Source organism: Paenibacillus sp. WG02 (genome assembly GCF_055396115.1).
In genome coordinates, this window is sequence record NZ_AP036016.1 from 4115862 (window position 1) to 4134602 (window position 18741).

17 protein-coding genes and 1 pseudogene are annotated in these 18741 nt (G+C 44.4%); 12 read left to right on the forward strand and 6 right to left on the reverse strand.

Annotation, left to right across the window (positions count from 1 at the left end):
- Window positions 1-13 precede the first annotated feature (13 nt).
- Window positions 14-214 carry a CLC_0170 family protein gene (locus ACBP55_RS18450; protein ID WP_464653108.1) on the forward strand — a complete coding sequence of 67 codons (201 nt, stop codon included), beginning with the start codon at window positions 14-16 and terminating at the stop codon, window positions 212-214.
- Between the two features lie 93 nt (window positions 215-307).
- Here the strand turns inward: ACBP55_RS18450 and fabF are convergent, their stop codons facing one another.
- On the reverse strand, window positions 308-1543 hold the full coding sequence (gene fabF, locus ACBP55_RS18455; protein WP_464653109.1) for a beta-ketoacyl-ACP synthase II: 1236 nt from the start codon (window positions 1541-1543) through the stop codon (window positions 308-310).
- Window positions 1544-1660: 117 nt separating this feature from the next.
- On the opposite strand from fabF, the gene ACBP55_RS18460 reads away from it, so the two are divergent.
- The 5 genes from ACBP55_RS18460 (at window position 1661) to ACBP55_RS18480 (ending at window position 5752) form a co-directional block, all read left to right on the forward strand.
- Window positions 1661-2503 carry a helix-turn-helix transcriptional regulator gene (locus ACBP55_RS18460; protein WP_464653110.1) on the forward strand — a complete coding sequence of 281 codons (843 nt, stop codon included), beginning with the start codon at window positions 1661-1663 and terminating at the stop codon, window positions 2501-2503.
- Window positions 2491-2664 (forward strand): YdeI/OmpD-associated family protein, encoded by a 174-nt coding sequence (locus tag ACBP55_RS18465; protein WP_464653347.1) that lies wholly within the window; start codon window positions 2491-2493, stop codon window positions 2662-2664. Before ACBP55_RS18460 ends, ACBP55_RS18465 begins: the two co-directional genes overlap by 13 nt.
- 221 nt (window positions 2665-2885) lie before the next feature.
- Window positions 2886-3941, forward strand: coding sequence for a Delta(5) desaturase DesA (desA, locus tag ACBP55_RS18470; RefSeq protein WP_464653111.1), 1056 nt, complete (start codon window positions 2886-2888; stop codon window positions 3939-3941).
- Window positions 3942-4019: 78 nt separating this feature from the next.
- Window positions 4020-5156 carry a sensor histidine kinase gene (locus ACBP55_RS18475; RefSeq protein WP_464653112.1) on the forward strand — a complete coding sequence of 379 codons (1137 nt, stop codon included), beginning with the start codon at window positions 4020-4022 and terminating at the stop codon, window positions 5154-5156.
- Complete coding sequence (locus ACBP55_RS18480; RefSeq protein WP_029197103.1) at window positions 5153-5752, forward strand: response regulator transcription factor; 600 nt, start codon at window positions 5153-5155, stop codon at window positions 5750-5752. The genes ACBP55_RS18475 and ACBP55_RS18480 overlap by 4 nt, the downstream gene beginning before the upstream one ends.
- Before the next feature lie 138 nt (window positions 5753-5890).
- On the opposite strand, the gene ACBP55_RS18485 is transcribed toward ACBP55_RS18480, so the two are convergent.
- Entirely contained in the window at window positions 5891-6433 is a 543-nt protein-coding gene (locus ACBP55_RS18485; RefSeq protein ID WP_464653113.1) for an NADPH-dependent FMN reductase, read from the reverse strand.
- Between the two features lie 321 nt (window positions 6434-6754).
- Here ACBP55_RS18485 and ACBP55_RS18490 point away from each other — a divergent pair, with 321 nt between their 5' ends.
- Both ACBP55_RS18490 and ACBP55_RS18495 read left to right on the forward strand, forming a co-directional pair.
- Window positions 6755-7096 (forward strand): zinc ribbon domain-containing protein YjdM, encoded by a 342-nt coding sequence (locus tag ACBP55_RS18490; RefSeq protein WP_173190805.1) that lies wholly within the window; start codon window positions 6755-6757, stop codon window positions 7094-7096.
- Window positions 7097-7786: 690 nt separating this feature from the next.
- The gene (locus ACBP55_RS18495) at window positions 7787-8767 is read left to right on the forward strand and encodes an aldo/keto reductase (RefSeq protein ID WP_464653348.1); all 981 of its coding nucleotides are present in this window, start codon (window positions 7787-7789) and stop codon (window positions 8765-8767) included.
- 75 nt (window positions 8768-8842) lie between these two features.
- Here ACBP55_RS18495 and ACBP55_RS18500 read toward each other — a convergent pair whose 3' ends face one another.
- Window positions 8843-10360 carry a response regulator gene (locus ACBP55_RS18500; RefSeq protein ID WP_464653114.1) on the reverse strand — a complete coding sequence of 506 codons (1518 nt, stop codon included), beginning with the start codon at window positions 10358-10360 and terminating at the stop codon, window positions 8843-8845.
- Window positions 10357-12093, reverse strand: coding sequence for a sensor histidine kinase (locus ACBP55_RS18505; protein WP_464653349.1), 1737 nt, complete (start codon window positions 12091-12093; stop codon window positions 10357-10359). Before ACBP55_RS18505 ends, ACBP55_RS18500 begins: the two co-directional genes overlap by 4 nt.
- Window positions 12094-12267: 174 nt before the next feature.
- On the opposite strand from ACBP55_RS18505, the pseudogene ACBP55_RS18510 reads away from it, so the two are divergent.
- From ACBP55_RS18510 to ACBP55_RS18525, 4 genes and pseudogenes are all read left to right on the forward strand, one after another.
- A pseudogene (locus ACBP55_RS18510) lies at window positions 12268-13172 on the forward strand (ABC transporter permease).
- 12 nt (window positions 13173-13184) lie between these two features.
- Window positions 13185-14120: a carbohydrate ABC transporter permease gene (locus tag ACBP55_RS18515; protein ID WP_051253682.1), complete on the forward strand. Its 936-nt coding sequence runs from the start codon at window positions 13185-13187 to the stop codon at window positions 14118-14120.
- A gap of 94 nt (window positions 14121-14214) precedes the next feature.
- A complete protein-coding gene (locus ACBP55_RS18520; RefSeq protein ID WP_464653115.1) occupies window positions 14215-15921 on the forward strand; it encodes an ABC transporter substrate-binding protein in 1707 nt (568 codons plus the stop codon).
- 80 nt (window positions 15922-16001) lie between these two features.
- A complete protein-coding gene (locus ACBP55_RS18525) occupies window positions 16002-16865 on the forward strand; it encodes a phytanoyl-CoA dioxygenase family protein (RefSeq protein WP_464653116.1) in 864 nt (287 codons plus the stop codon).
- A gap of 168 nt (window positions 16866-17033) precedes the next feature.
- On the opposite strand, the gene ACBP55_RS18530 is transcribed toward ACBP55_RS18525, so the two are convergent.
- On the reverse strand, window positions 17034-17423 hold the full coding sequence (locus ACBP55_RS18530; RefSeq protein WP_029197114.1) for a PaaI family thioesterase: 390 nt from the start codon (window positions 17421-17423) through the stop codon (window positions 17034-17036).
- A 153-nt stretch (window positions 17424-17576) separates the two neighbouring features.
- A complete protein-coding gene (locus ACBP55_RS18535; RefSeq protein WP_464653350.1) occupies window positions 17577-18629 on the reverse strand; it encodes an LLM class flavin-dependent oxidoreductase in 1053 nt (350 codons plus the stop codon).
- Between the last annotated feature and the right edge of the window lie 112 nt (window positions 18630-18741).

Here is an 18741-nt window from a genome sequence, read left to right on the forward strand (position 1 = left end):
AAGGGGTTCGACAATGATTACCTTTAACTATTACACGGTTTTGTTATTACTAATTTCTGGGATCCTCACGTTAATTTTCGATGTTAGAATCTATATGAAGGCTAATATGATCAAAGAAAAAAAAGGTGCCCTTATTACAGGGTGGCTTAGTATAGCCCTCGCTTTCCTTTCATTTTGCAGCTACTATATTTATGAGAAATGGTTCTGGTATTAGACATCCTGAATCATTCATGGAATAAACCTAATCCATACAGCTTTGCTGAACGGATTAGGTTTATTTGGTGAGAGAGTAGAAGGAAGGGATCGATTATTCATATTTTTTGAAAATGAGGACGGCGTTATGCCCGCCAAATCCGAATGAGCTGGACAAGCCATATCGAAGTTCAGCTCGTCTTGCAACGAGTGGAACATAATCGAGATCGCACTGAGGATCTGGATGTTCAAGATTAATGGTCGGAGGGATGAGGCCGTCCTGCAAGGTTTTGATCAGTGCGACGGCTTCTACACCGCCAGCTGCACCGAGCATATGTCCGAGCATAGACTTGTTTGCGCTGATCGGCACGTCATACGCACCGCGTCCAAGCAGCCGCTTGATGGCCAGCGTCTCGGAGAGATCGCCAGCGATCGTGCTCGTCGCGTGTGCGTTGATCGTGTCGATCTCCGCCGCGGCGATCCCGGCATCGGCGACCGCTTCGCGCATGGCTCGGTAAGCCCCCAAGCCTTCAGGATCGGTCGCCACGATGTGGTAGGCGTCCGAGGTGGATCCATAGCCGACGAGCTCGGCATGGATCCGCGCCCCCCGGCGCTCGGCATGCTCGAGCGACTCCAGCACGAGCACGCCGGCGCCTTCGGCGGCGACGAAGCCGTCCCGCTCCGCGTCGAACGGGCGGCTAGCCTGCTCCGGCGCGTCACAGCGCGTCGACAGCGCCGTCGCATTGCCGAAGCCCGCCAGCGCGAGGTCGGTGACCGTCGCTTCGGAGCCGCCGGCAATGACAGCGTCTGCGCCTCCGCGCTGGATAAGCTTGAAAGCTTCGCCAATGGCGTTATTTCCTGTGGCACAAGCGGTCACTGGAGCTAACGATGGCCCCTTGGCGCCGAATAGGATACTGACCTGTGCCGCCGCCATATTGGCGATCATCATAGGGACAACGGTCGGACTTACACGGCCTGGACCGCGGGTCAATAACGTCCGATAATTGTCCAGAATCGTCTGAATGCCGCCAATTCCTGAGCCAATATAGACACCGATTCGTTCTTCATTCGTGGTATCAATGACTAATGCTGCATCATCAAGAGCCTGCTTGGCCGCGGCAACTGCAAATTGGCAGTATCGATCCATCCGTCGTACATCTCGTCGACCAACTGCTGCTTCTGCGTCGAAATTCCGAACCACACCAGCGAAATTGGTTTTATAGTCTGTTACATCCATATGATCTATTTTGCTAATACCTGATTTACCATCCGTAAGATTCCCCCAGAACGTATCCACCTGATTCCCAATTGGTGTAATAACACCCATTCCCGTAACAACTACACGTTTCATTTGAAATTCCTCCTAATCATTTGCTTACCCTTAGATTGTCACACTCTTTATCCTATTACAAGTTATGGTTTATACTGGTATAATAGCTTCTATGATAAACGCGTAGGAGGATGTGGCGTGAATACAAAGGAACGGTTGCAGGCGCTTTCCGAATTTTTAAAGACTCATCGTGCCAGAATTCAACCCAGTGACGCTGGAGTACTTGGCGGGAGTCGGAGACGAACACCTGGCTTACGCAGAGAAGAAGTGGCGGCAATTGCCGGTGTCAGCACGACCTGGTATACCTGGTTAGAACAGGGAAGAGATATCAAAATGTCCGTGCAAGTGCTGGACAGTATCGCATTGGCTTTGCAGCTTAATGAGGATGAGCGGCAGTATCTCTTCATGCTGGCACTTGAGCAGCCGGCGCCGACCACATTTGTAGATAAGATACCAACGGTCAGCCCCGCGTTAAGTAGAATCCTGACGGAGCTACACGATTGTCCTACCATTATTTCAGATCGCCGATGTAATATTGTTGGTTGGAACCAAGCTGCTGCAGCCATATTCCTTGATTTTGCGATGATTCCTGAAGAGCAAAGAAATATGATATGGCTGCTTTTTACGCGGAAAGAATTGAAAGCTCTGGCCGTAAACTGGCATGATTTTGTAAAGGGATTCTTGGCGATGTTTCGATCCTATTATGGGCAATATGTCGGGGATAATTGGTACAGTGAGTTTATCGAGCTGATGAGTGAGCAGAGCCAGGACTTTAGAGCTTTTTGGAACCAAAGTGATGTGAGTTCAGCGCCTGAAGTGTTCATTGAATTTAGGCATGCCAAAGTGGGGAAAATGCTGTTCGATTTGACCACGCTTCAAGTACAAGGGCGCACCGATTTAAGATGCAGTGTGTATACACCTTCTCCCGGTTCGGATACCGATTCGAAAGTCAGACTTTTAATGAGTAAATTAGAAGATTAGGGAGAGGGAACGATGAAGCTCGTCATTACTTTGAACAAATGTCTTATTCCAGTCGTAAGGAATACTGTGATTGGATTGAAAGCGCTAAGAAAGCTGAAACAAGGGTCGCCCGCATAGAGAAGGCAGTAGATAAGCTATCGGCGGGTCAACTTCTAAAGTAAGGATGTCATAAGTTCATCAATTCCATGTCAAAAGTGCTGCTATTTCGTTATTTACGAAGTAGCGGCACTTTTCTTGATGTTTGGACATGACATTTGTCATACTCCCTACTTGACGTTTATGACTACAACGAATTGAAAGCGATATCTATAATGAAGATAGGATATTGCGACTTACGTTCGACAACATGACCCGCTTCAACTACCCGAGGAGGAACTAAACAATGACCCAATCTACGTTATCCCATTTAAAAAAACAGGTTGCCCCTTATGAAAAATCAAATACGAAGGCAAGTGTTAAACAGCTGCTCAACACCTTAGGACCTTTATTGCTGCTGTGGTATGCTGCATATCTAAGCCTTTCGGTCTCTTATTGGATAACGCTGCCGATTACGTTTATTGCTTCCGGGTTCGTTATACGGACTTTTATCATTTTCCATGATTGTTGTCATCAATCGTTCTTCAAAAGCCGCCGAGCTAACGAAATCATCGGTACGATAACGGGTATCCTTACGCTTTTTCCGTATCAACAATGGAAGAACAGTCATTCGATTCATCATGCAACGAGCAGTAACCTTGAGAAACGCGGCACAGGTGATATGTGGGTTCTAACCGTCGACGAATATGCAGCTTCTCCTTTATTGCGCAGAATTGCCTATCGATTATATCGGAATCCATTTATTATGTTTGGACTTGGCCCTATCTTTTTATTCCTAATTACGAACCGTTTTAATATAAAAGGAGCGAAGCGTAAGGAAAGAATCAGTACTTACATGACAAATGCTTCAATCATCGGTTTATATGCATTTATGTGCTCCGCAATTGGATGGCAGTCGTTTGTTATGATTCAAGTTCCGATCGTTTTCGTTGCCGGCTTGCTGGGAATTTGGTTGTTCTATGTACAGCATCAGTTTGAGGATTCCTACTTTGAGAACGAAGATGAGTGGAGTTATGTGAAAGCCGCGGTAGATGGAAGCTCTTATTACAAGCTGCCTAAGCTTTTGCAATGGATAACAGGAAATATTGGGTTTCATCATGTGCATCATTTGAGTCCGAAAGTGCCAAATTATAACTTGGAGAAAGCGCATAATGCAACCCCTCCGCTGCAAAAAGCAACGACGATTACAATTAGCACGAGTCTGCAATCGTTACGTTTCCGTCTTTGGGACGAGCAGAATAAAACGTTTGTCGGTTATAAAAATAAAAAACAAGTACTCCCGAACCAAGATAAACAAGATACTTTGGGGAACAACGTAAAAGTTCGAAGATCGATCATTTAAGGAAAATAATCCTGTCTATAGATGTTTATGCTAAAATAGAATGAAATCAACGGCGAAGAAAAAGAGGGTAAAGGGACCATGCAAAAGTGGCATCAAATTTTTCACAAAAAAACAGGTCTTAGTCCTTATGTATGGGTAGTCTTTTATATCCTCCCGTTTTATTTCATATTTCGTTCTTCCGCCACGTACCAGATTGTACTAGGCACCAGCATGATTATTGTATTCTTTATTTGCTACGTGCTTTCTTTTGTCTCAAAAGGCTGGCTTATGTACTTCTGGTCGAGTGTACAAATTCTGATATCAGTCACCATGACTTTGCTGTTTAGTTATGTTTATTTCTCGCTGTTTTTAGCATTTTTTATAGGCAATATTCAAAATCGAGCTGGATTTATTACGTTGTACACCATTCATCTAGTCAGTACAATTGTAACGATCAACTATGGATTTGTATCCCAAAACCCTGTTTATATTCAGCAGCTGCCGTTCGTCATTATAAACGTGATTGGGGTAATTCTTTTACCAGTCACCACATACAACCGTAACAGAAGTGATAAGCTTCAGGGACAGCTAGAGGATGCAAATAAGCGGATTTCTGAGCTGGTAAAGCTGGAAGAACGTCAGAGAATCGCCCGCGACCTACACGATACACTTGGTCAGAAGCTCTCATTAATTGGCTTAAAGAGTGATTTGGCGGGAAAATTAATTAGCAAAAACCCGACGCAAGCACAAATTGAAATCAATGATGTCCGGCAGACGGCTAGAAGCGCATTGAAGGAAGTTCGAGAAATGGTTACATCCATGCGAGGTACTAGACTCGAAGATGAGATGTTTCGCGTTAAGCAGATTTTGAAAGCAGCTGATATCGACCTCATTTTAGAAGGGGACCCTCAATTAACGAACACCTCCTTGATGAACGAGAATGTGGTGAGTATGTGCTTAAAGGAAGCCATTACCAATATTATTAAACATAGCAGCGCTTCAACTTGTTCGATCGCCATTGAGCCAACACAAACCGATTTAATAATCAAAGTGGGGGATAATGGTGTCGGCATGGCCAAAGAATCTGTAGTTTTACTTGGAAATGGATTGCGCGGCATGAAAGAGCGGCTTGAATTTGTGAACGGATGCATGGAAATCGTTTCAAACCAGGGGACGACGATCGTAATTAAAGTACCGAATGCCTTCAAACCACCGGAAAGGGAGGCGGGGATATGATTCGAATTGTAATTGCCGAAGACCAACGAATGCTGCTTGGCGCACTTGCTTCCTTGCTGGATTTGGAGGAAGATATGCAGGTCGTTGGTACAGCAAGCAATGGCGAGGATGCGGTGAGACTGGTTCATCTTCATAAGCCAGATATTTGTATCATGGATATTGAGATGCCGGTCAAGAGCGGATTAGACGCGGCTGAGGAACTCAAAGGGTTTGGCTGCAAGGTGATGATACTGACTACGTTTGCACGCTCCGGATATTTTGAAAGGGCAGTGAAGGCAGGCGCCAACGGTTATTTGTTGAAAGATAGCCCGAGTGAAGAGCTCGCTACTTCGATTCGCAGTATCATGGCCGGTCGGCGCATCTATGCCTCAGAGTTAGTAGATGACGCTTATGGGGAAGAAAATCCATTGACCGAGCGGGAAAAGGAAGTGCTGATCCTTATCGCCGACGGTAAGAATACGAAGGAAATCGCCGACCAAATGTATATAACAACGGGAACCGTCCGCAACTACATTTCCGTAATCCTTGATAAACTCAATGTAAGCAATCGTATTGAGGCTATTATGCGTTTTAAAGAAAAGGGATGGTTCAAGTAGCACATACGGCTAAAGAGGGTCTGTCTCAAAAGTGTTCGCATGATAGAGAATGTCCCAAATATTACACAAAGAAACCTCCAGTTCCACTAACAAAGTGGGAGATGGAGGTTCTTTACATAATATGTAGTCGAATCGTACTTATGAAGAAGCCTTTACAAGACTTTCAAGCAGGGATCTTAAACCTGTCTCGGTTAAAGCATCCGTAAGGACGCCCTCTTTATTAAGTTTTAAGTTAATATGGGGGATCATCATGGTTCCACCCTCAGCAATTTTGGCATTGATCATGTTCAGCGTTAGCAGAATTGAATCATGCGCCTTGTCACCGCCCATAGGAGTAGGAGATGCGGTGACGACCGCTGTCGGTTTATTCATAAACTGACCTGATGATACTAACCAGTCCAATGCATTTTTCAAAACCCCAGGTACTCCGTTCCCATACTCGGGTGTGCATATAAGAACGGCATCCGCTTCGTTAAGTCGTGTACGAAGATCTAGGACTGATTCTGGTCCGTCATCGACGTCAAGATCAGGGTTGAAATGCGGTAGATCACCCAAACCGTTATAAATAGTAAAGTTTATATTTTCGTGGGCTAAACCTATAATCGCGTGCATAAGTGCAGTATTAGATGACTTTTGACGCAGACTTCCCGAAATAGCTAACACTTTCATTATTTTCTCCATCTGAAATCATCTCATTTCTTTGGTTGTTTCGTTTATCTTACCTTGTGCAAGAAGCAAAAGTAAAATATTACAAATAAAAAGAGCAGCTGCTGCCGCAGTCTGCCCATTTATGAAGTATCATTTTAGTTAATTTGGAGAAACTATTTTATCCTTATTAAACTTCGTTGCAGCACCGTATCGCCTTCTTGCGGTGTAAAAGGTGCATTTGTAACACCAGTTACATTCGTTACTAATTTGCGATCATGATTTCTCCAGAAGGGTTGTTAATATGAGAAGACTATGGCAGTATATAAGCATATAACGAATGGGGGAAAGAGATTCATGCTAGATTTACCAAATTGCCCAAAATGTCAATCAGCGTACACATACGAAGATGGGAGTCTATTCATTTGCCCAGAATGTGCACATGAGTGGACTTTAGAACAGGATTCTGAAGATCATGCAGATAAAAAAATAGTTAAAGATGCCAATGGAAATGTTTTAAACGACGGTGATACGGTAACTGTTATCAAGGACCTTAAAGTAAAAGGAAGTTCTTCCGTTATAAAAATAGGCACAAAAGTTAAGAATATACGTTTAGTTGATGGGGATCATGATATTGATTGCAAAATTGATGATTTCGGAGCCATGAAATTAAAGTCCGAATTTGTTAAAAAGGTATAAGGTTGAAAGTCGCGCTAGTCGCGGCTTTTTACATTACAGAAAGTATAAGTTTCGAGGTAGAGCTTAAGGGTATCCCCTTTCTAAGGTGGCCATTCAAAAACTTCTGCAATTGTGCAAAGTCGGCTGTCGATTCATTGTGGACAAACGCTAACGAACTCAGAAAACGTTATGAAGCCCAAAAGCGGGCTTTTGATAGTCTAACGAATCGAGAAAACGCTATTGCAGGAAAGACAGCCCTAAATCACTCTTTTTCGCTAACGTAACGAGGCTGCGATTCGTTAGCCATTCGAGTATGCGCATGATGAGGACAATTGCGTGTGCACGGTTCGTTAGCTCTTCGACAGCTTCCAAAATCGCTCTGCAGAGAAAAGAAGATGATCATGGAGAAAGTGAATATGGGCGGTTGGAGCCCTATATCCAATTCTCTCCCCAAGCTCAAACATATGGATTAGCACACAAAGGACCTGAGGCAAAGCCTCAGGTCCTTTCTTTAGTTTTCAAGCTATTTTTTATCAAAATAGTACTAACATTTAGGTAAGTAGATTACCCTAAGCCAACTATGTTAAAGAAAAGTGCGTACTTCTGAAACATCCCAGATTCAAGTATTATAAGAATGGAGATATGAAAATATAGATATCACTTCACGATGGAAACGAGCTTTGCTCTATTAAACTACTGGAGGAGATAATGATGAAATATTCTTACTTAGGTCGTTCGGGCTTAAAAGTCAGTAAATTGTGTCTTGGAACCATGAACTTCGGTGTAGATACAGAGGAAAAAGAAGCTTTTCGAATTATGGACGCTGCTTTGGATGCTGGAATTAACTTTTTTGATACGGCTAATATATATGGTTGGGGAGAGAATGCTGGGCGTACGGAGGAAATTATAGGTCGCTGGTTCGCACAAGGCGGCGGACGCAGAGAGAAAACGATCCTTGCTACGAAGTTCTATGGAGACATGCACGATGTGAACGACGGACCTAACCGGGAAGGCGGGCTCTCCGCTTACAAGCTTCGTCGTCATTTGGACGCGTCATTACGCCGCTTACAAACGGATCATATTGAGCTTTACCAAATGCACCATGTGGATCGCAACGTATCTTGGGATGAGCTTTGGGAAGCTTTCCAAGTTCCGGTGTATCAAGGGAAGATCGGCTATGTTGGATCTAGTAACTTTGCAGGTCGTGATTTGGTGAAAGCGCAATATGAAGCCAAAGCTCGTCATCTAATTGGTCTGGTGTCCGAGCAGCACAAATACAGCTTGCTATGCAGGCTGCCTGAACTTGAAGTACTGCCAGCGGCACAGGAACTTGGAATTGGTGTAATCGCATGGAGCCCGCTTGATGGCGGACTGCTAGGCGGTAATGCCTTGAAGCCGATTGAGGGCTCTAAGCGAGCGAGCAACCCTGAGAGGGTAGAGAAGTTTCGTGCACAGCTGGAGGCTTTCGCGTCTTTAAGCAAGGAACTTGGTGAGAGTGAAGCGAATGTAGCCTTGGCATGGACGCTAGCTCATCCAGCTATGACAGCGCCGATTATTGGGCCGCGTACGCTAGAACAATTTCAAAATACACTGCGTGTTGTTGATATTGAACTGGATGAATCAACGCTGCAGAAACTAGATGAAATCTTCCCGGGTCCAGGGGGATCAGCTCCACAGGCCTATGCTTGGTAAAAAGGATAGGAAAAAAGCCGCGTTATTTTTCGCGGCTTTTATTCATTCGAAAGGGTAGAAGCCTGAGGACATTCATCACGATGAAATTCCAAGCCTGTATTGCCCAGGGGTGATGTTTTCGAATTTTTTAAACACTTTGAAAAAATGCCGCGGATTTTCGTAGCCTACAAGCTCTGCAATGGTGTTGATCGGCCAATCCGGATTCTCTTGCATGATTTGCTTGGCTTTGGCAAGGCGGAACGTATGCAAGTAGTGGAGGAAGGTTAGTCCCATCTCTTTACGAAACAACATGCTGATGTAATTGGGATGCATTTGCACATGATCCGCAACGGCATCGAGCGATAAATCCAGCTTGTAATTTTGTTCCACGAAGGCGACGATTTTATCGATTGCCTGTATGTTAGGCTGCTGGCGATCGGTGCTGCGTGCATAGCGAATTAGCTGCGCGATGATCTCTGAGACACTGATATTCTCAAGCGGGGTGTTGGCAGGCGAAAACAGTTTGGTTGCCGCATGTTCACCCCAAATAACTTCAGGTGTTAGGCCAACACTCTGCAAGTAGACACTAACGCAAATAAGAAACTGCTCACGCAGCTTGTTATTGTAATCCGCATGGCCGGAGAAATGCGGCAGTATGGACTGAATGTCCTTCTCGATCTGCTCAATCGATATCTGTTGACCAAGTGAATGTTCAATATAATTCACTAGTTGGTCATAGTCATTATGCAGGTTTTCCGACTCTGGTCTATATAGGGTCAAATTGCAATTGGAAAAGTAACGATTGAATAACATCGCGGCCATCGCTTCAATGTACAGATCACGTAAGTTCTCATTATCGTTCTTCCTCACACTGACTCCGATGCAATATCCGTTGCCCTGTATCCTCTTCAGTTCGAACAGCTCGCCGCATGAACGCTTTAACTCTTCGTCTGTCGGTACAATGACACCGTTCGCAATGAGCACAGTTTGTCGTAAGAACCGGGACTGGACAGTGTACGTATTCTTGCAAACTTGCTCTAGTAGGGTACGTATACCTTCCAGACGTTCGTCCGTCAAAAGGGGAACATCCTCGTATGCCTGGAAGACAATGATCGTCGTATATGGATCGGGAAGCAGGGAGTGCAGCTGCTCAGGCTTTATCGGAATGTCCTCTATTGGCGTATTGTATAGGATATGTTCCTTGAGCAGGAGTAGGTCATGCTCGATAGATTGCTGCTGTTCCTCCCGAATCGTTTGCTCAACTTTCGTGAGTACAGTGAGCAGTTCTTCTTTATTAATCGGCTTCAGCAAATAATCGATGACTTGATAGCGCAGAGCTTGTCTAGCATAAGCGAAATCACCATAACCGGTTAAAATAACGAAACGGCTGCAGAGGTTCAGCGTTTGTATTTCTTTAATAAGAGCGAGTCCGTCCATTTCCGGCATATGAATATCCGTAAGGATCAAATCGGGCTGAAAATAGGCTAGCTTTTGCAGCGCATCAAAGCCATCGGCAGCGCCGACGATCTCAATAAACGGAGTATTCGCTTTCTGGATCATGCGGATAATCCCGTTTAAAATGATAGGCTCATCATCAACAACCATCAGCTTCATTGTGCTGCCCCCTTAGCTAGCTTGAGTATACATGTCGTCCCCACGTTTAGCTTACTCTCCAATTGAATGCCCGAACGTTCGCCAAAAAACATTTTCACCCGTTCGTTTACATTGAAAATACCGAGACCCCCGCCATCCGTTTGCAAATGATGGACATCCATTTTACCGTTTAAGACGCCTTGGATGAGTACAAGCCTTTCTTCTTCAATGCCTGCACCAGAATCCTCAACGGAAATGAACATGAACGCGGAATCTTCCCAAATGCGGATCGAAAGCGAGCCTTGTTTTCTTACATTTGCAATCCCGTGAACAATGCTGTTTTCAATGATGGGCTGCAGCATATAGTGGGGGCAATGAAAGTTGTCAATATCAGCATCAATATCGAAAGATACTTGCAGTCGGTCTGCCAGTCGAATTTGCTGGATTTTGATATAATCTTGTACATTTTCAACTTCTTCTCTAAGCGAAGTCTCGCTTTTTGTTCCCGATAAGCTGTATCGAAATAATTTGCCAAGTGTATATGACATCTCAGCTGCTTCTGGGTCATCGTTCGTTTCAGCGATCATACGAATCGATTCGAGAGTATTGTACAGGAAGTGAGGCTTGATCTGAGCCTGCATCATGAGATAGGCGGATTCCTTCCGCAGCATTTCCGAACGGTGTACGGTATTTACCAGCTCATCCATACGCCTGATCATCGCATTATAAGCGGAGGTCAGATGCCCGACCTCATCCTTATTAATTTCCCCGTGATAGAGCGGGAAATGATTTTCATCAACCTGACGCATATGTTTGGAAAGCTTCAAAATGCGCTTCGTAATGGAGCTTGCGATCAGATAGTAAACACCGGAAAGCAGTAATAAAAGGATGGACACCGTTAGTACGAGCACGTACTTATTTTTTTTGATGCCAATAAAGACGTCGTCCACTTGCTCAATCATAACAAACTGCAGTTTAAGGCTATCTGCATAAAACGATTCAATGAGCATTTTATTTCCGTTAACCTGTTGATAGGAGAATTTAGCGTTCGATTGGAAGACATCGGCAAATAAGGCCTGTTCGGAATCCTGAGATAAAGGGATCCTTTTCACAAGTGAAATGACTTGGTGATCCTGATCAAGCACATATAAATTGCTTCTGTTGTTTAAATTTAGCGATTCTAATAAAGGTTTTATTAATTTCGAAGTTACTTTAATATCGAGCAGACCGATATCCTGTTCAAAATTCCGGTTTCCGATTTTATGGACAAAATGTAGGTTAATGTCTGGATTCGCCCCGTTGTTTATCGTAATCCATTTCCCAACACCCAGCGGGAGCTTCTTGATGCTCTCGTCTAGTTTGGACTCGTCCATCTTGGCCATTTCGGGCCGAAAAACCATACCGTTTTGCTGTTCCATGTAGATGGTCATGCCGTCGATCAGTCGATTGGATGACAAAATGTAAGAAAACAAGGGTCTGATGTAGGTCAAAAAATTAGATACTTGCTCGAAATCGGTCCGATAGTTCCCACTTAAATAAGCAATGGTATTCGAATTATTTTGAAACAGCTGATAAGCGGATTCGATCTGCACCGTGCTTACGTTTAAGTTGTTAAGCACCTGATTAACAATTTTCTGCCTGCCTTGCGCGTACTCGTCGAGAAAACTATTGTAGTTCTGGTTATACAGAAACAGGCCGAATGAAATAATCGGAATAAAGATGATAACGATATAGCCTATCGCCATTTTTTTCACAATCGACAAGTTTTGAAAGTTAATCGTTGGCTTCGTTATGACTCAGATCACCACCTTATGAACGGACACTACTGCTTAAGAATGATCACTATAAATATAATTCTAGGTCCTATATCATAGATCCTGTAAGCGCTTAATAATTACTTTAACGTAAATGCGGTGAGGGGGAGTATCATGAGTATAGCACTTAGAATGGTAAAGAAGAACTGGCAACTCTATCTGATTATCTTGCCGTCACTCGTGTATTTGATTATTTTTAAATACGTACCTATGGCAGGCGTGCAGATTGCTTTTAAAAATTATATGGTTACCAAAGGGATCTGGGGAAGCGACTGGATTGGTATTAAGCACTTTGTAGACTTTTTCCATCTACCCATTTTTTGGAGGGTCATTAAGAACACATCGCTGCTTAGCCTTTACTCGCTTCTTATCGGGTTTCCGGCGCCGATTATACTCGCACTTGCTTTGAACGAGTTGAGAAACGGAATTTTTAAGCGGGCCGTACAGCTGGTCACGTTCGCGCCGTACTTCATTTCAACCGTCATCATGGTTTCGATTATTATGCTGTTCCTTTCCCCGCAGCTCGGCTTTGTTCATCTCTTAGCAGATAAGTTCGGATTCCCAGCTGAGAATATCATGTCAAAGCCGAGTATTTCAAAACCGTGTATGTACTTTCCGACGTATGGCAGTTCACGGGATATGCCTCAGTCATTTACATTGCCGCTCTGGCAGGGGTTGATCCGCATTTGTATGAGGCTGCCAAAGTGGATGGTGCTTCTAGATTTCAACGGATGATTCATATCGATTTGCCGAGCCTAATGCCGACTGCCGTCATCCTGCTCATTTTGAATGCAGGGCAAATCATGAATGTTGGATTCGAGAAGGTGTACCTGATGCAAAATGCGATTAATGTTGGGGCGTCTGAGGTTATTTCCACCTACGTTTACAAAATGGGCTTGGTCGGAGCGAATTTCAGTTTCTCCGCAGCAGTCGGACTGTTTAATTCTATCGTTAATTTGCTGCTGCTCATTGTGGTCAACTATGTGGCGAGAAAAAATTCGGAGACGAGCTTGTGGTAGGAGGAAGAGAACATGGTAAATCCCGATCAGACATTGACGCTAGAAGTGCGAAAGGCACCTACTCGTATTCTTGAAAACAGTGTGGACAGAATTTATTTGTTCTTTGTCTATTTGTTTTTGATCCTATGCTTGATTATTGTAGCTTATCCGCTCATCTATATTGTTAGCTCATCCTTCAGTTCGTCATCAGCCGTCATCTCAGGTAAGGTTTGGCTGTTCCCGGTTGAACCTACACTTCGTGGTTATCAAGCTGTATTTCAAAATCCGCAAATCTTGACGGGGTACGGGAACTCTTTGTTCTATCTCTTCTTCGGAACACTGCTTAGCGTCTCGCTAACGATAACGGCTGCGTATCCGCTTTCCCGAAAAAACTTTTATGGTCGCAACGTCATTACAGCACTATTCGTTTTTACGATGCTGTTCAGTGGGGGATTAATTCCTTATTATTTGACTGTGAAGGGGATGGGCTTGCTCGATACGAGATGGGCGATGATTATTCCAGGCGCGATTTCAGTATGGCAAGTTATTCTAGCGAGGACTTTTTTTCAGACATCGATACCTTCGGAACTAACGGAGGCGGCACATTTGGACGGATGCAGCGACTTTAAGTTTTTATTTCGAATCGTGATTCCGCTTTCCAAGCCAATCATCGCCGTTCTAGTGCTCATGTACGCCATCGGCTATTGGAATTCCTATTTTGAAGCCTTGATTTTCTTGAAATCGGCTAATCTGTATCCGCTGCAGCTCATTTTAAGGAACATTCTGATTCTGAATTCAATCGATCCTACGATGATTAAAGATGTCAGAGAACTTGCGGAAAGACAAGGTTTGAAGGAGCTGCTTAAATATTCGCTGATCGTCGTCGCAAGCGCACCTGTTCTTATTCTGTATCCTTTTGTACAAAGACATTTTGTGAAGGGGTTATTGATTGGTTCTCTGAAAGGTTGAATCTTACTTACTGAGAGGAGGGATGCGAGGCACGAACAGATCAGGTTTGCCCCCAAGGATTGATTGGCTATGAAAAACAAGGAGGGTTTTGAATATGGTAAGTAGAGGAACCAGAAAAACATGGCAATCGGTGGTCCTAATTTTATTCATCACTATGCTTGTAATCGGCTGTACGTCCAAAAGCGATGAGCCGAAGGATAGCGCTAGCCCTAATGGGGGTGGAAGCGCAACCGGGGGAGCGAACGTTAATGCAACAGGCTTTCCCATTGCTAAAAATAAAATTACGATGAGTGCTTTCGCGCCGCAATCGGCTAATATTGCAGATTTGAATACAAATTGGTTTACCAAGTATTTGGAAGATAAGACGAATATTCATTTGAACTGGCAGCTTGTGCCGGGAGAGTCAGCGGCCTTGAAGGAGAAGAAACAGCTGCTGCTTGCCAGTGGCGACTATCCTGATATTTTCATGTCAGGGGATCTAACGAAAGAGGAGCAACTGCTGTATGGTCAACAAGGTGTTCTTCTCCCGTTAAACAAGTTGATCGATCAATATGCACCGAACATTAAGAAGGCGTTTAAAGACATTTCGTATTTGGAAAAAGCGATCACTGCACCGGATGGAAATATCTATGCGATTCCTTCTGTGAACGAATGCTATCACTGCCAGTTTTCCGCTAAAATGTGGGTGAACACCAAATGGTTGCAAAAACTCGGCCTTAGCGCGCCGAAGACGACAGACGATTTCTACAACATGTTGAAAGCGTTTAAAGAAAAGGATCCGAATGGCAACGGCAAAGCTGATGAAATTGCGTTAACGGGTTCGCCGACCGGTTGGCACACGGATGTTGAAACGTTCATTATGAATGCTTTCGTCTATTATAATCCGGATAACAATTATTTCATGATGAATGGAGGGAAACTGGCAACTTCGGTTGATCAACCAGGCTTTAAAAAAGGTCTGCAATTTTTGAATAAACTATATGCGGAAGGCTTGATCGATAAGGAAGCTTTTACGCAAAAATCCGATGCCCTTTCCCAAAAAGGGAATAGTCCTGATACAGCGATTGCCGGTGCTATTCCGGCAGGCTGGTTCGGCGAATTCACGGATGCGTCGCCAAAGGCAACACGCCACAAAGACTATGATCCGATCGCGCCGCTTACTGGACCAGACGGTGCCTCGTTCACAGCACACTTCATCGGTATCGGAAACTCGGTGTTTGCTGTGACGAATAAAAATAAGAATCCGGAAGCGGCCATTCGTCTCGCCGATTATTTATACTCAGAAGAGGGCACGACCATGTCCAACTCAGGGGAAGAAGGCCGCAATTGGGTGAAAGCGGATGCTAACGATAAAAACACACGTGGTACTGCAGCTAAGTTCAAAGTGAAGGAAACTTCTTATGGAGTAGGTCAAGTGCAGAATGACCATTGGAATCAAATGGGACCGAACCTTCGTTCAGCCGAATATCGCGAAACTTCGTATGCAGCCAGTCAAGACATTTATACGATGGATGGCTTGGAAACACGTTTATACAAAGCGACGAAAGAATTGTATGAAGGACATCAACCGAAAGAAGAGTTCCCGACGGATATCTTCTTGTCCAATGATCAGGCTAATCAAGTGAAGCAGCTGAAGCCGATCATTACAGACTATGTCAAACAGTCCATGCTGCAGTTTATCATGGGAGCCAAAAGCATCGATAAAGACTGGGATGCCTACTTGAAAGGTCTTAAAGATTCCGGCATGGATCAATTCATCAAAATCTATCAGGATGCCTATGATAAAGTGTATAAAAAATAAGTAAATGATGAATTTGCAAAGAACCTTCAATCCTGTAGTTGGGTAGAAGGTTCTTCTGTAAATATGGAAAGGTGATAGAGATGGAGGAAGAATATAAGAGCGGATCTTTAACTAAAGAACAAATTGATTTTTACAATGAGGAAGGTTACATCGTACTTGATCGCTTATTAACCAATGAGGAATTAGCGCCTGTACAGGAAGCGATGACGTATAAGGTTTCCATGATTGCCGATGAATTGTTTCGTGACGGCTTGATTGAAGACAAATTGGTTGACCGCCCGTTTAAATATCGGCTTGCGGAACTTTTTCAACATTTAACCGCTGAAGATTTTTTGAAATACGGGCGAAGCTGGCGTGACCGGATACCTGGATATTTTCATTTAATGAGCAACATTAAAATTCTTAATGCGGTCGAATCTTTGATTGGTGGCGAGCTCTTTTCGAATCCGGTTTATAATGTTAGGCCGAAGATTCCGAGGGTTGCCGCTGGAGCAGTGCCTTGGCATCAAGATAAATCATACTGGCCGGATGCCAATTCCAATCCAGTCATCACTGTGTGGATCCCTTTAATCGACGCAAATGAAGTGAATGGCTGTTTGCATATTAAACCGAAGACACACCGAAAACCACTTTTGAAATGGCACCAAGAAACCGAAACTGGAACTGGGTACACGGCATTGAAAGAAAGTCAATTAGGGAACACCAAGACAGTTGTATTGCCCGTTTCCGCTGGCAGCGCAATATTATTCAACGATCGCTGTCTCCATATGTCAACACCGAATCTATCTAATGAAGTCAGGTGGAGCGTGGATTTGCGTTACCAACCGACAGACCAGGATCCCATGTTAGCGCATGGAGCAGGATTTTTGGCCAGGAGCTACAAATATCCGGAGAGGGTTGCTGCTCTTGAGGATTGGTTAGAGGGACGTCCTGAGCACTTGTAGAGTTTACATGTTCTCGAGTATTGCTGCATGTCGCTACGTTCCCTTAGTGGAAGCCTACTCCTGGTAGATAGGATGCATGTCCCTATGAACCCGTGAAGCCATGAAGAAGCTGCCCCTCTAATGAATTTATCATTATTGGGACAGCCTTTTCATTTCTATTCAGTAAAATTATTTTTTGTCAATGATCGCGACCGTACAGCGAGAAATACATATGAGTTGATTATTCTCATCGGATATTTTAATTTCCCAAACCATTGTTTTTCTGCCTTTGTGCAAAGGAGTTGCCACAGCTGTTACGATACCATCTCGCTTACTTTTGAGGTGATTGGCGTTAATTTCAAGTCCTACAGCTGCATGTTTCTCTTTATTGATATTAATTTCAGATGCAATAGAGGCTGCGGTCTCAGCCAATAGTACAGAAGCCCCGCCATGTAAAATCCCCGCTGGTTGGTGAGTTGCCGGTCCGACTGGCATCGTCATCACAACGCGATCTGGAGTTAGCTCTACAATCTCAATACCAAGCGTACGGATAGCAGTGTTCTGACTTCTTTCTTTCATAAACGCAATAAAGGAATCTTTATCCATGCCGTAGGACTGATAAATTTCTTCGGATACGATCATAACCATAACCTCCCTAGGGTTTAGAAAATAGTACGAATCCTTACGTCAGCAACAGATCAACTTTGTACAAATCACAATGATTATCTCATCTTATTTCTTGGCTTCGGTTCGGGCGAGCTCCTGTCGTACAATTGGCGCTACCTTGGTGCCTAGCAGCTCGATGGCACGCATGACCTGATGGTGCGGCATTGTGCCAACATTTACATGCAGGAAGAATCGCGTGATGCCCAAATTTTTACGCAGTATAAGGATTTTTTCTGCGACGTATTCAGTGTCACCGACATAAAGAGCGCCTCGAATACTACGCGTAGCATCAAAAGCTCCGCGGTTGTAATTCTGCCCCCAACCCCGTTCGCGCCCGATAACGTTCATTTGGGCCTGCGTGGAAGGGAAGAATAAATCGGCAGCCTGCTCGGTCGTTTCTCCGACAAATCCGTGCGAGTGCGTCGCAATTGACAGCTTGTCAGGATCGTGACCAGCTTTCATCGCAGCCTCTTTGTAGAGTGCAACTAAGGGAGCAAAACTCTCTGGCATTCCGCCGATAATGGCGAATACGATCGGTAGACCCAGCATTCCTGCCCGAATTGCGGATTCAGCATTCCCGCCGCTTGCGATCCATACTGGCAGTGGGCTCTGAACGGACCTAGGATAAACCCCGAGATTATGGATGGCGGGACGGTGACCACCGCGCCAATTTACCTTTTCAGAAGATCGGATCGCAAGCAACAGTTCCAGCTTTTCTTCGAACAATTCGTCATAATGATCCAGACTATATCCGAATAGTGGAAAGGATTCAATGAACGAACCCCTGCCCGCCATAATTTCGGCTCGGCCGTTAGAGATGCCGTCAAGGGTTGAGAACGCTTGATACACGCGAACCGGATCGTCTGAGGACAGCACGGTAACGGCACTGGTGAGTCTGATTCGCTTGGTCATGGCAGCAGCTGCTGCCAGCACGACTGCAGGCGAGGTACCAGCGTAATCGGCGCGATGGTGCTCTCCAATACCATAGACATCTAGCCCGACCTGATCGGCCAGTACAATTTCCTCAACCGCATTGCGCAACCGCTCGGCATGGCTGATGACCTCTCCTGTCACTGGGTCTGGTGTAGTTTCCAAAAATGTACTTATTCCTATTTCTATGTTGCTTGTTATATCGGGCATACTATTTCGCCTCCTTCATTATCTATATTAACTCATTTATTTATGGTTTCTTAAATATAGTAAGAGAAGTGAGAGTGGATCGAAGACATTA

Coding starts and splice junctions, on each gene's coding strand:
- ACBP55_RS18520 (WP_464653115.1), top strand. CDS start 14,215: ATGGTAAGTAGAGGAACCAGAAAAACATGGCAATCGGTGGTCCTAATT.
- desA (WP_464653111.1), top strand. CDS start 2,886: ATGACCCAATCTACGTTATCCCATTTAAAAAAACAGGTTGCCCCTTAT.
- fabF (WP_464653109.1), bottom strand. CDS start 1,543: ATGAAACGTGTAGTTGTTACGGGAATGGGTGTTATTACACCAATTGGG.
- ACBP55_RS18500 (WP_464653114.1), bottom strand. CDS start 10,360: ATGAAGCTGATGGTTGTTGATGATGAGCCTATCATTTTAAACGGGATT.
- ACBP55_RS18450 (WP_464653108.1), top strand. CDS start 14: ATGATTACCTTTAACTATTACACGGTTTTGTTATTACTAATTTCTGGG.
- ACBP55_RS18490 (WP_173190805.1), top strand. CDS start 6,755: ATGCTAGATTTACCAAATTGCCCAAAATGTCAATCAGCGTACACATAC.
- ACBP55_RS18475 (WP_464653112.1), top strand. CDS start 4,020: ATGCAAAAGTGGCATCAAATTTTTCACAAAAAAACAGGTCTTAGTCCT.
- ACBP55_RS18525 (WP_464653116.1), top strand. CDS start 16,002: ATGGAGGAAGAATATAAGAGCGGATCTTTAACTAAAGAACAAATTGAT.
- ACBP55_RS18485 (WP_464653113.1), bottom strand. CDS start 6,433: ATGGAGAAAATAATGAAAGTGTTAGCTATTTCGGGAAGTCTGCGTCAA.
- ACBP55_RS18515 (WP_051253682.1), top strand. CDS start 13,185: ATGGTAAATCCCGATCAGACATTGACGCTAGAAGTGCGAAAGGCACCT.
- ACBP55_RS18480 (WP_029197103.1), top strand. CDS start 5,153: ATGATTCGAATTGTAATTGCCGAAGACCAACGAATGCTGCTTGGCGCA.
- ACBP55_RS18530 (WP_029197114.1), bottom strand. CDS start 17,423: ATGAAAGAAAGAAGTCAGAACACTGCTATCCGTACGCTTGGTATTGAG.
- ACBP55_RS18495 (WP_464653348.1), top strand. CDS start 7,787: ATGAAATATTCTTACTTAGGTCGTTCGGGCTTAAAAGTCAGTAAATTG.